The organism is uncultured Corynebacterium sp., assembly GCF_945649885.1.
GTDB lineage: Bacteria > Actinomycetota > Actinomycetes > Mycobacteriales > Mycobacteriaceae > Corynebacterium.
The window spans coordinates 1-11,698 of sequence record NZ_CALZFS010000092.1; the positions used below are offsets into that span (position 1 = coordinate 1).

The following is an 11,698-nucleotide window of genomic DNA, read 5'->3' on the forward strand; positions in this document are numbered from 1 at the left end:
TGCCTCAATGCCTGTCGGGCTTCATAGGTCTTCTCCGGATCAATCCACCCCGGGGTGAACATCAATGGTGTTGCAGATTCCGCCACCTGCCATTCCAGCGCCATGAGTTTGTCATGGCCGATACGTCCATCTTCAATACGTGGCTGACGTGCCGCCAATGGCGTGGCAAGACCAATCAGATCAGTGACCCGGACATTCAGGGGAGCATTCATGGATGTCATACCCAGGTTCACCATGAAGACGGTCGGCGGGAGGTAGGCAAGATCCCCCGCCTCCATGTCCTCAAGACGCGGGGTGGTGATCCAGGAGTTACCGTTGCCATCCTGGGTCTTGATGGCCAGCTGCTGGCCGGTGGGCTGCGCCAGGGTCTGGTCCTCCATGACCTCCACGTAGTCGGTCATGGACTGCACCGTGAGGAAATCCTCCGCGTACAGCGGTGGGTTGTCATGATCACGGTTGGTGAAGTCAATCCAGAACTCACGCTCATCCACCACGTCGCCGCCTTCTTCGCTGTCCCAGCCATGGCCGTTGACGAAGATGACAGTGGACCAGATCCAGACGGCGAGCACCAGGATGCCGGACACCAGGTCCTGCCAGGTGCGGTCAATCACGTTGATGGGGATGACCGCCATGGGCAGCAGCAGAGCGAACAGAGGTGGCAGGAGCATGCGGGCATGCATGAAGTCACCACCTACGCGGATGACATAGAGGAAGTGCACCAGGGCGCAGATCACCAGCAGAGCGATGACCATCGTCGGGTTGCGCAGTTCCAGGCGGGAAGAACGCGAGAAAACATCATGTTGGATCCGTGAGACTGTCACCAGTCCCGCTGCGATCAGCAGAGCCAGCCCCAGCCAGAGGTTATACGGACCGGTGAAGTTGAGGACATAATCCCAACCGGTGCCCCACATGGAATCAGTGGCGGACTTGGCCACCGCGGTGTGTGGAACCAGCAGACCGTAGTAGCCCATGCGGAAGATCTGATAGGCACCCGGCACAGGCAGAGCCACCGCGATGATGCCCAGCATCACCTTCCAGGATGGTGCGGTGACCAACAGCAAAATGCCGGTGAGGCCTCCATAGAGGGCAAGTTCGGGACGGACCAGCCAGCTGATACCCGCCCAGAATGCCAACACATAGGTGATCGCTCCGGCGTTGAAACGGTCAGTGGAACGTCGCCCCCTGGTATCTGGCCCAGAAGTCGCCCACAGGACCAGCAGGGCCCACCACACCGCAATCCAGAACAGTGCCAGGCCCCACTCCAGGCCGGAGGTGGCGAAATCACGCGCCGGTGACAGGCTGAAATAGCCGATCACACCGACCGGCAACAACACTGCCACCTTGTTGCGGTGCAGGTGTGCGGTTCCCAGCACACCGATGACGGCAGCGCCGGTGGTGAAGAGGATGGCCAGCCACAGGGCGATGTCCTCCAGGCGCATATCGGAAATCAGCGCCCAGAGATAAATGAGATACTGCCAGAGCGTGGAGGTGTTGGCTTCCACGCGTTCACCGGCGTTGAATACCGGACCATTGCCGGCCAGGAGATTGCGGACTGTGCGCAGGACGATCAGGCCATCATCACTGATCCACCTGCGAGTCCAGCCTGCCCAGAACGCGAAAACACCCGCGGTCACCGCGGCCAACAGTGCGGTGATGAGGGTGATGTTGGGTGCCTTTTTCGGCGTCTTTTCTACCACTGATTCTGGACGTGGGGTGGTTAACGTCATGAGGCCACATGCTAGCACCGCATGTGGCCTCAACAGTTAATGGACATGCTGGTCAGAGAGTCGCTCCAGGCATGCTTACTGGGATTATTTGGTTTTCGCAGCGTGCTGCGATCTACCACGGGGGTGGTTGCCCCTTTTTAAATCATCGGCATGATGTACACCGCGATCACGATGCAGATGATCCAGGCGACAGCCAGGATCTGCAGCACGCGGTCGCTGAGTGCCACCTCATCCGGAGCACCACCGTCACCGGTGTCCACACCGGCGGCATAACGCAGGATCGCCACGGTGAAAGGCACCATGGAGATCTGGTACCAAGGACCTGCCTCAGAGGAAGCCTGGGAGAGATCAAAGCCCCACAGTGCATAGGAGATGACCACGGCGGTGGCCGCCATCGTCCACACGAAACGCAGGTAGGTGGGGGTGTAGCTCTCCAGGGACTTGCGGATTTTGGCACCGGTGCGTTCTGCGAGCAGGATCTCGGAATAACGCTTTCCGGAGGCCATGAACAGGGAACCGAACGCAGCCACCAGCAGGAACCACTGGGACAGTTCGATGCCTGCGGCCACACCACCGGCCATGGCACGCAGCATGAATCCAGAGGACACCAGCGCGATATCGATCACCGGCTGGTGCTTCCAGCCGAAGCAGTAGCCCAACTGGAGCAGGATGTACACGCCGACCACCGCAGCCAGTGCCATGCCATCTGTTGCCAGGAAGGACAGACCAACGGCCGCGATGATGAGCACCACGGACATCACATAGGCGAGGCTAACCGGCAGCATGCCTGCAGCGATGGGGCGGAAACGCTTGGTGGGGTGGGCGCGGTCAGCATCCACGTCGCGGGCGTCGTTGACCAGGTAGATGGAGGACGCGGCAAAGCAGAACACGATGAAGGCCAGGGCGACGTCGAGAAGCGTGCGCTGGTTGAAGATCGCATCCGCACCCGCCGCCAGCGGAGCTGCGAGCACCAGGACGTTCTTGACCCACTGCTTGGGGCGCAGTGCCTTGATCATCGCATCAGGGAGGTTCTTCGGCGGCTGGCGCTTCTTGCCGTCATTGACCAGAGCCGAGGTGTGTGGCTCAGAACCCAGGTAGTCATGCTGTGTTTCCTGGTTGTCAGCTACTTTGTCGCTCACGCGGTTGCCCTTTCAGTCTTATATACGGCCTCGGCGGTGGCTGCGCCCAGAATCGTGCCCGCAAGCACATCCGTCGGGTAGTGAACTCCGAGAACCATACGCGACAATGCCATCACCGGGATACCCAACAGTGGCCACGGAGAACGCGTGATGCGCGCCAGGTAGACCATCGCCGCGGTGGTGGAGGTGGCATGTGAGGAGGGGAAACTCAGCTTGGAGGGTGTCCCCACACCGATCTGGATCAGTGCGTCATGCGGACGCTTGCGTCGCACAATACGCTTGATGATCACCGATGCCGCATGGCTGCCCAGTGCTGCCAGGAACAGACCTGCCCAGGAACGGCGACGACGCTTGTCCGCCACCGCACCCACTGCACCCAGGGTGAGCCAGCCTGCGGCGTGCTCGCCCAACAGGCTCAGCCCGGTCGCTGTGGGGAGAACCCCGGGCACACCCAGCAGGTTTTTCTGGATGTCAACCAGAATCTGGACTTCCCTGTTGTCGCTCTTATTGCTCATCGAAGATCCTCCCCCATGCCTCACGGCTCACAAGTTCCGGATGGGCGTTGCGGTAGCGGGTACGCAGTTCATCAAAGCGCTCGCCCACCTGCTTCTGCAGGCGGAGGGCTTCCTTGCCCAGCTCCTTGGCCTGATCACGGTCACGCTTGCGGTAGACCACACCACGTCCATCAGCGGTGGTGACGGTGGCACCATCCACCCGAGACAGGCTGAACCAGCGAGCTTCGATCGGCGCGAAGTTAGCCTGTGGAACATCGTGGTGTTCCTTGTTCTCCTTGGACAGGGAGTGCTTCAGGCCCTTGGCCAGCCACATGACCTTCTTGATCGGTGCCAGGCGGCCACCGATGTCCTTGGTCGGAACACCCGGCGCGCCGGTGGCGGTGGGCAGTTCTGCGGCGGTGGGGACCACCACGGCATCCGAGTAGGTCTTGCGGATGGCGGCGATGCGGGGCAGGGAGGTTTCGAGGACGTCGAAAAGCTGCTCGGGGCCGGCCAGGAAGTCCTTCATGGCTTCGTTCTGGATGGCCACGGTGGAGTATTCCAGGCAGAGCAGGTGCTTGAAGGTGGCTTTCTGCATGGAGCGGATGATGCCGTCGGCGGAGCCGTCTAAGTTCATGGCGGCGACGATGAGGCGGTTGCGCAGATGGAAGTAGGCCTGCCAGTCGATGGCATCGTCCTTGTCGGACCAGGCCATGTGCCAGATGGCGATGCCGGGCCAGGTGGCGGTGGGGAAACCATTGGCATCTGCGCGCAGGCCATATTCGGCGTCGTCCCACTTGATGAACAGTGGAAGTGGCTGGCCGATCTTTTCTGCGACAACGCGGGGGATCATGCACATCCACCAGCCGTTGAAGTCGACGTCGATGCGGCGGTGCAGGTCACGGGAGTTGGGTGCATCCGGCTCGTCGTCATAACTGCCACGGTCATGCAGTGGGTGCTTGGCAAAGTCGTGGTCGTAGTGGACGTGTGGTGCTGAGGTCCACATGAAGTCGTGGCGTCCGACAACCTCGCCCATGGAGTGCAGGTGGCTGCGTTCCTGGAGGTTGAGCATCTGGCCACCAACCAACATGGGGGACTTGGCATAACGGGCGACCTGGAGGGCGCGCAACACGGAGTCCGGTTCGATGGCGATGTCATCGTCCATGTAGAGGATGTAGGGGCTCTTCTTGGCACCTGCCTCACCGGTACCATCGACGCCGCCGAGGGCTTCGAACATGATGCGGGAGTAGCCACCGGAACCGCCGAGGTTGCCCTGGCGGAATTCGAAGAAGCGCTCACCGAAGTGTTCGGTGACTTCCCTGTAGCCGGGTTCATCAGCGGGGTGCTTATTGCCCTGGTCCGGCATGATGACGGTGTCGATCACAGCATCCACCGCCGGATCAGAGGCCAGTGCCTCCAGTGCTGCCACGGCATCTGCCGGGCGGTTGAAGGTGGGGATGCCGATGGTGGCACGTGCCTCGAAGGGGCCGACTTCAGTGCCATCGGGCATGATCTGTGCCTTCGGGGCGGTGGGTGCGAACCAGCCGGCCTGGACGATCTCGGCGTCAGTTTCTGCGGTGAGGTCGAACCAGATCCAGCCACCGTCCTCGAAGGGCGCTAGCGACACCTCGAATTCGATGGTCTCATTCTTGACCACGGATCCGGTGATGCCGATGCGGGCACCGTCGATCTTGGAACGGTAGAGGTCCACTCGGGCTTCGCCCTTGATCTCCAGTTTCAGGATCACGGAATCCAGCTGTGACCAGCGACGCCAGTAGCTGGCGGGAAATGCGTTGAAGTAGGTCTGGAAAGACACCTCAGCACCGGCAGGCACGGAAACGCTGAAACGGTCCTCCCATTCCAGGCGCTCCTTGTTGATGTCCGCCTCGAGCAGGTACAGGGACCTGACATCATGCGGCTCGCCTCGCCTCGGCAGGAGCACGCGCTGTAGCTGCTCAACTGCCAGGTTTGTTGTGCTCATTGACGTATCTTCACCCTTCATTGAACTCACAATTATCCGACCTCAAGCGTAGTATCAGCACCCCTTGTTCACAGAACTTACGCGCCGCAGGAATCCTGGAAGTTCCATGCCAGTCCCCTCCCAGCGGACCCCCGTGGCCTTCTCCTGGCCCTCCCCAACTGCCGGTCTGATGAATTTAATTCATTTAAGCTTTGGTCTGCCAAGTGATGTGAACTACGTTTGTTCCCTACCTGAACTCACAGGTTTCTTGCGCTTCCAACTACCGGAGCCCCGGTTTATCGCAGGCAAGCGTGCCCCTTTATTGCTGAATCTTGCTTGAAAGGCACGCATAAACATGGATATCCGTACTCTCATTGATGCCCGGGCGATGACCCGGTACCAATGGTTCATCATTGCTATCGCAACTTTTCTCAACGCCATGGATGGTTATGACATCCTGGCCATGGCGTTTACCGCCAATTCCGTGGCAGCCGAATTCGGGCTGAGCGGTTCCCAACTCGGGCTGGTGATCAGTCTCGGCTTCATCGGCATGGGCGTTGGTTCCCTCACACTTGGCCCCCTGGGTGATCGCCTGGGCCGCAAGCCCATTTTGCTGGCAGCACTCATCATCGACGGCATCGGCCTACTCTGGTCCGGTTTCGCCTCCTCCGCAGGTGAACTGGGTGCTGCCCGTTTCCTCACCGGTATCGGTGTGGGTGGTGTGCTCACCGTGGTCACCGTGATCACCAGTGAATACTCCAATAAACGCAACCGTGGCATGGCGATCAGCATCTACGCCTCCGGTTATGGCGTGGGCGCCACTCTTGGTGGTCTCATCGCCGCGGAGCTCATCCCGGGTGTGGGTTGGCGTGCCGTGTTCCTGGTGGGCGCTGCCCTCAGTGCCGCAGGCATCGCCGTGGTGTGGGCGTTCATTCCTGAATCCTTTGATTATCTGCGTACCCGTGGTGCCCTCGGCAAAGCGAAACAGATCGCCTACCGCTTAGGGATCAAGGAGGAGTTCAGCCTGGAGCAGGTGCAGCAGCAGCGTCAGAACAGCATCAGCGCGGTGCTCAGCCCGGCGTTCAAACGCAACACGCTCAAGCTCTGGGCGGCATTTGCCCTGATCACCATCGGTTTTCAGGTGGCGTCTTCCTGGACCCCGAAGCTGCTGGAAGATTCCGGTATGTCCACACAGCAGTCCATCCTCGGTGGTCTCCTGCTCACCCTGGGTGGTTCCTTCGGATCACTGATCTACGGTTGGTTGACCACCCGTTTCAGTGCGCGTGGCACCCTGATGGTCTTCAGCGTGGCTTCTGCCCTGCTGCTGGTCACCTTCATTTCCAGCATCTCCATTCCGGCGATCGCCTTCACCCTCGGTGTGGTCACCGGCATGCTGCTCAACGGCTGCATCGCCGGTCTCTACTCACTGGCCCCACAGGTCTACTCCGCGGGTATCCGCACCACCGGTGTGGGCATGGCGCTCGGTGTGGGCAGGTTGGGTGCCATCCTGGCACCACTGGGCGTGGGTGTGCTTATCGACGCCGGTATCTCCCCCGTCCACATCTACCTGCTGGTCGGTGTCATCATGATTCTGGGTGCCACCACACTGCGTCGCCTGAGCATGCACCATGAGGTCCACGCTGCTGTGCCATCCCGGGTGTTGGTGGAGAATTAGTCACAATCTTCCTTTTTCATTGAGGAAGTACTCTCTGCACACCTACGCTGGCGGACATGGCACCCCGAATGTTGATCCGAGTTTCCGCCGGACTGGCGGCAGGCACCCTACTGCTGCTCTCCTCACCACTGATGACCACCTCCGCCTCCGCTCAGGACACCATGACCGGTCTCGAGGTCATGGTGCTGGACAACGCGGAGGAGATCTCCGATGAGGATGAACAGTGGTTGATCACGGACACCGCGAAGATCGACTTCCCCGATGAGGTCCGGGCGGTCCGGTACATCACCCTGGAAGGCGGCACCGACAACATCAATGATGATGTTGAGAACTACCTCCGGGCCGAGCACCCCGAGTGGATCCAGGAGGATTCCTTCGCACCCGGCGAGGTGATCGTGGCCGTGGGCTTTGACCCCAACACCATGGGCTCATATGCCGGCAATGATGTGGCTGCCGTACTCAACATCGCCGATCCGGCCCGCTACAGCGGGATCAATAATTCCATGCGGCCGCTGCTTCAAGAGGATAGAACCGCCATGGCTATGCTCACCGGCGCCCAATCCGTGGCCGATCCTTCCGTGATCGAGGAGGAAAGCGAAACCAACTGGTGGATCGTGGGCGGCATCATCGGCGGTATCGCCGCAGTAGGTGGTGGCATCGCCGCAGTGGCCACCTCAGCCAGCCGCAAGGCCAAGGCCGAAAAAGCACGAAAGAACTTTGACTACGCGCAGAAGCACTATGGCGAGGTAGCCCAGCAGCTGGATGGTATCAATGTGCGCGCCCATTCACTGACCTCTCCCCTGGCCGATGATGAACTCCGCCGTCAGTGGAATGATGTGAATTCCCGTTTCCTGGAGGTCAATGACACCTTCGGTACCTTCGGGGACCTGTCTGCATCCTCTGAGAACAAGGCTTTCCTTAAGCATGCTGATTCCATTGAGAAGGCCCACACCGCGGTCACCCAGATGGAAACTGCCCAGAAGAACATCGACACCCTCTATGACATGGAACATGGCGATGAAGGGGTACGTCGCCGTGAACTCACCCGCCTACGCGAGGATATCCAAGAAGCCCGACTGGAGATCAACGATAAAGACTCCGTGCTGGATGGCACCCTGCAGGAACTGATCACCCGAATTGAAGGTATGTCCACCAGTTCCACAACCTTCATGGATGACTACGCCCGCCTGATCCGCGACTACGGCGCAGCACTGACCGGTGTGGAAAACCACATGGAGGAAGTCGAACGCACCGAACACGCCACCCCGAAGATCTATGACAATGACTGGCGTGTGGGCACCGGCTACAACGCCTTCGTGCCCTACTACATGATCAGCACCTGGCATGCCGCTGATGTCAGCGCGGCATCCGCGGCCTCATCAAGCAGTGGTTATTCCTCCAGCTCAAACTTCAGCAGTGGATTCTCTGGTGCTGGTGGTGGTTCCAGCTGGTGATGATCGTGGGTACTTCACGGCCAGGTACACCAGCCAGATGAAGAAGCCTGCCACCGGAATGACCACCGTGAGCAGGCACCACAGAATAACTGAAGACCAGCTCTTCCCACGCTTGCGTTCAATGACAGCGATGGCCACCCAGCAGATGAACAGGAAGAGCAGTGGGACTAAGGACCAGATGATGTCATAGGTTTTGGGCAGTAGAATCGAGTCGCTGTATTCCATTGGGAGAGAGGATCCAGGCATTAATCTGTCCTTAGAGAATTTATGGTTTCCGCCACCTTAGCACCCCCAACCGGCTAGTTAATGAGAGAAATGCCTGATTTTCCAGATGATCCCTATATGTTCTTCTGCTGAAGATCCCCAGGGGCATGCTCTGCCGCAGGGACTCCAGCCAGCTCATAGATACGACGCGGCAGAATATCGCCGGTTTTAAGGCTGGCTTTAACGGCCAGCTTCGCAACTTTCTTCCTGATCTTGGCTTGTTCCTCATGAGTCATGGTCATGAGGTCATTATCTTCTGAGGACTCTGCTGGTGCCCCAGCCAAGTTTGAGAAACACCCGGTAAATCACAACAACAGTGACTGCTCCAAGCACCCATCCAGCAAGCAGATCACTGGGCCAGTGCACACCCACATAGAGCCTGGACAGTCCCACCAGGATGGCGAGGATCCACACCATCCCCACCCACCAGCGTTTCACCAGCAGGGTGATCACCATGGCAAAAGCCGCAGCACCCACGGAATGCCCAGATGGCAAGGAGTGGTTTGTCTCCTCCACCAGGTGATTGGCCGAATCAGGGCGTGCTCTCCCCAGGAGTTTCTTGGAGAAATGACTGATCAGGTTCGCCACGCCAACAGCCACCGGTGGAAATACCGAGCGCCTGAGCAACCCAAGTACCAGGGAGTAGAGCCACATCAGGGTGGGGCCGGTGGCCAGGGTGAAGGCGATGATGGCGGGTGTCAGAGTGTCCACCCGCATGCCAAGGAAGATATCCAGCAGCAATTGATCCATGGAGATCATGCCAAAAAGATGAGGTAAGAGGCAGCTGTGACCACCGCACCGGTCACGACGCCAGCGAGGATCTCCGGCATGGTGTGGTGCTTGATCCGGATCCGCGCCCACGCCGTCACCGGGGTGAAAGCCACACCCACAAACCACCAGGGGCTAACAGTCAGCCCGAGGAAGATGATCAGGCACACCCACAGCCCGACGTGCACGGATGCCTTGATCTTCACGGTGACCAGCCCGAACACACCTAAGAAGATCAGCGCAGAAAACACACCCACCCAGATCAGGCGGGGTGTTTCCAGCATCCACAGCACCACGATGAGTGCCACCACGCAGATGATGATCCCGGCATAGACCAGGCTGCGCTGTTTTCTGGAGGTCACATGGTGATCACCCACGCGCCCCATCTTCATGAGCGTGAGGATCAACGCCATCGGCACCAGCCCGGTGCCCACCGCTGCGATGACTCCGGGCACCCAGGAGCTTGTGTACATCCCCAGCACCAGGAAGAATCCTATATTAAGCACCCAAGGTGCGAAGACCTCGCTGATAATGCGGGCCAGTTTTTCAGCATTCACGAGTGTTCAGTCTAGACCTGGCTATTTTTGTGATTCATAGGGCACAATGCCCCTTATGGAGACTCTGCGCAGAATCGGCCCGTTGGTTCCAGGTTTATTACTACTCGGCGCAAGCTTAAGCCTGTTCAGTATGTTCGCCTTTGTCGATTCCACCAGTTGGTTCCCATATATGTTCTGGGGAGTTGGGATTCTCTCCCTCATCTTCGGCACGGTGGTTTTTGGCATTCAGCTGATTGAGCTGACACCCACCTGGCTTCTCAGCGGACTGATAATTCTGGTCTCAGCACTATTCTTGGCCTGCGCCTATTCCTGGGCACTCCCCGTTGAAGACGACCTTCTTGTCATTCACCCCTCAGGCATCCCTTTGATGTTCAGCATCATCTGGTTTGTTCTCGCCACGGTGACAGCATTCCGGACACTCAAACAACGCGCTTTCAGCACCTTATAGAAGGTGGCCCCGCCATGACTGTGCTCCAGAAGATCGGCTATCCACCACTTCTCAGGCTGTTGAGACTCACACCGCAAGCTGGTCTTTGACTGCTGTCGCCTTCATCATCAGCATCGCCTTCGGCTTGGATGATTTTTCTGGGCGCTTGCCCACCCTCAACGACCCCACGGTCCTGCATCCCTCGATGCTCCTGTCGTTCTTCCAACTGGCATGGCTGGCCATCGTCGTAGTGTTGGTTGCTAAAACACTCAGCTGGCCACGATGCAGAAACCCGGTCTGGGTGAAGCTCTCTGAAGGCTTTATGTACAAACGCAGAAACCACCTGCAACCAATTGAGCTACAGGCGGTTTCTCTGACTTTAGAGGCGGTTTAGTGTCCGCGCTCCTGGGTCAGTGCCACACCATCGTTGAAGAATGGGGTGAGCTTGTTGTCGAACATCACCAGGGCGGAACCAATCGCCATGTGCATGTCCAGGTACTGGTAGGTACCCAGGCGTCCGCCGAAGAGAACATTGTTCTCGGAGGCTTCCGCTGCGGCGCGCTCGCGGTACTTCTTCAGCATCTCGCGGTCATCCGGGGTGTTGATCGGGTAATAAGGCTCATCGTTCTCATCAGCGAAGCGGGAGTACTCGCGCATGATGACGGTTTTGTCCTTCGGGTAGCGGTCTTCGCGCTCCGGGTGGAAGTGACGGAACTCGTGGATGCGGGTGAAGGGAACATCCGCGTCGTTGTAGTTCATCACGGAAGTGCCCTGGAAGTCACCGATGTTCAAGACCTCGGCGTCGAAGTCGAGGGTGCGCCAGCCGAGCTTGCCTTCGGCGTAGTCGAAGTAATGGTCCAGTGGGCCGGTGTAGACGACAGGGGCGTCAGGGTTTGCTGCACGCAGGTCCTCGCGGACGTCGAACCAGTCGGTGTCCAGCTGGATGTCGATAAGCTCATGCTCCGCCATGCGCTCAAGCCAGGCGGTGTAGCCGTCGACAGGCAGGCCCTCATAGGTGTCGTTGAAGTAGCGGTTGTTGAAGGTGTAGCGCACCGGCAGGCGGGTGATGTTGCCGGCGGGCAGGTTCTTCGGATCTGTCTGCCACTGCTTGGCGGTGTAGTCACGGATGAAGGCCTCGTAGAGGGGGCGGCCGATCAGCGAGATCGCCTTCTCCTCGAGGTTGGTGGCGTCCTCGGTGCTGATTTCAGAAGCCTGCTCCTTGATCAGGGTGCG

General features: G+C 59.1%; 12 protein-coding genes and 1 pseudogene. 4 read left to right on the forward strand and 9 right to left on the reverse strand.

Going from position 1 to position 11,698, the window contains the following annotated elements; translation table 11 throughout:
* The 4 genes from zomB to Q0M74_RS10090 form a co-directional block, all read right to left on the reverse strand.
* A partial coding sequence (zomB, locus tag Q0M74_RS10075) for a flagellar motor control protein ZomB (protein WP_293954011.1) occupies positions 1-1,727 on the reverse strand: 1,727 nt, incomplete at its 3' end.
* A 137-nt stretch (positions 1,728-1,864) separates the two neighbouring features.
* On the reverse strand, positions 1,865-2,866 hold the full coding sequence (locus Q0M74_RS10080; RefSeq protein ID WP_293954013.1) for a decaprenyl-phosphate phosphoribosyltransferase: 1,002 nt from the start codon (positions 2,864-2,866) through the stop codon (positions 1,865-1,867).
* The gene (locus tag Q0M74_RS10085; RefSeq protein ID WP_293954015.1) at positions 2,863-3,381 is read right to left on the reverse strand and encodes a phosphatase PAP2 family protein; all 519 of its coding nucleotides are present in this window, start codon (positions 3,379-3,381) and stop codon (positions 2,863-2,865) included. Before Q0M74_RS10085 ends, Q0M74_RS10080 begins: the two co-directional genes overlap by 4 nt.
* Positions 3,371-5,341, reverse strand: a complete 1,971-nt coding sequence (locus tag Q0M74_RS10090; RefSeq protein ID WP_293954017.1) for a glycosyltransferase — start codon at positions 5,339-5,341, stop codon at positions 3,371-3,373. Before Q0M74_RS10090 ends, Q0M74_RS10085 begins: the two co-directional genes overlap by 11 nt.
* Positions 5,342-5,675: 334 nt before the next feature.
* Here Q0M74_RS10090 and Q0M74_RS10095 point away from each other — a divergent pair, with 334 nt between their 5' ends.
* Positions 5,676-6,995 carry an MFS transporter gene (locus Q0M74_RS10095; protein WP_293954019.1) on the forward strand — a complete coding sequence of 440 codons (1,320 nt, stop codon included), beginning with the start codon at positions 5,676-5,678 and terminating at the stop codon, positions 6,993-6,995.
* A gap of 56 nt (positions 6,996-7,051) precedes the next feature.
* Complete coding sequence (locus Q0M74_RS10100) at positions 7,052-8,449, forward strand: DUF5129 domain-containing protein (protein WP_293954022.1); 1,398 nt, start codon at positions 7,052-7,054, stop codon at positions 8,447-8,449.
* A gap of 138 nt (positions 8,450-8,587) precedes the next feature.
* On the opposite strand, the pseudogene Q0M74_RS10105 reads toward Q0M74_RS10100, so the two are convergent.
* The 4 genes and pseudogenes from Q0M74_RS10105 to Q0M74_RS10120 form a co-directional block, all read right to left on the reverse strand.
* A pseudogene (locus Q0M74_RS10105) lies at positions 8,588-8,695 on the reverse strand (F0F1 ATP synthase subunit B); the annotation flags it as partial.
* 92 nt (positions 8,696-8,787) lie between these two features.
* Positions 8,788-8,955: a hypothetical protein gene (locus tag Q0M74_RS10110; protein WP_293954024.1), complete on the reverse strand. Its 168-nt coding sequence runs from the start codon at positions 8,953-8,955 to the stop codon at positions 8,788-8,790.
* Between the two features lie 7 nt (positions 8,956-8,962).
* Positions 8,963-9,463 (reverse strand): phosphatase PAP2 family protein, encoded by a 501-nt coding sequence (locus tag Q0M74_RS10115; protein WP_293954035.1) that lies wholly within the window; start codon positions 9,461-9,463, stop codon positions 8,963-8,965.
* A gap of 5 nt (positions 9,464-9,468) precedes the next feature.
* Entirely contained in the window at positions 9,469-10,038 is a 570-nt protein-coding gene (locus Q0M74_RS10120) for a phosphoesterase (protein ID WP_293954026.1), read from the reverse strand.
* A 130-nt stretch (positions 10,039-10,168) separates the two neighbouring features.
* Between Q0M74_RS10120 and Q0M74_RS10125 the strand changes: the two genes are divergently transcribed.
* Both Q0M74_RS10125 and Q0M74_RS10130 read left to right on the forward strand, forming a co-directional pair.
* Complete coding sequence (locus Q0M74_RS10125; RefSeq protein WP_293954028.1) at positions 10,169-10,486, forward strand: hypothetical protein; 318 nt, start codon at positions 10,169-10,171, stop codon at positions 10,484-10,486.
* 85 nt (positions 10,487-10,571) lie between these two features.
* Positions 10,572-10,859: a hypothetical protein gene (locus Q0M74_RS10130; RefSeq protein WP_293954030.1), complete on the forward strand. Its 288-nt coding sequence runs from the start codon at positions 10,572-10,574 to the stop codon at positions 10,857-10,859.
* Here Q0M74_RS10130 and Q0M74_RS10135 read toward each other — a convergent pair.
* Positions 10,856-11,698: UDP-galactopyranose mutase (locus Q0M74_RS10135; RefSeq protein WP_293954032.1), on the reverse strand; the 843-nt coding region annotated here is incomplete at its 5' end. The two genes, Q0M74_RS10130 and Q0M74_RS10135, sit on opposite strands and share 4 nt — an antisense overlap.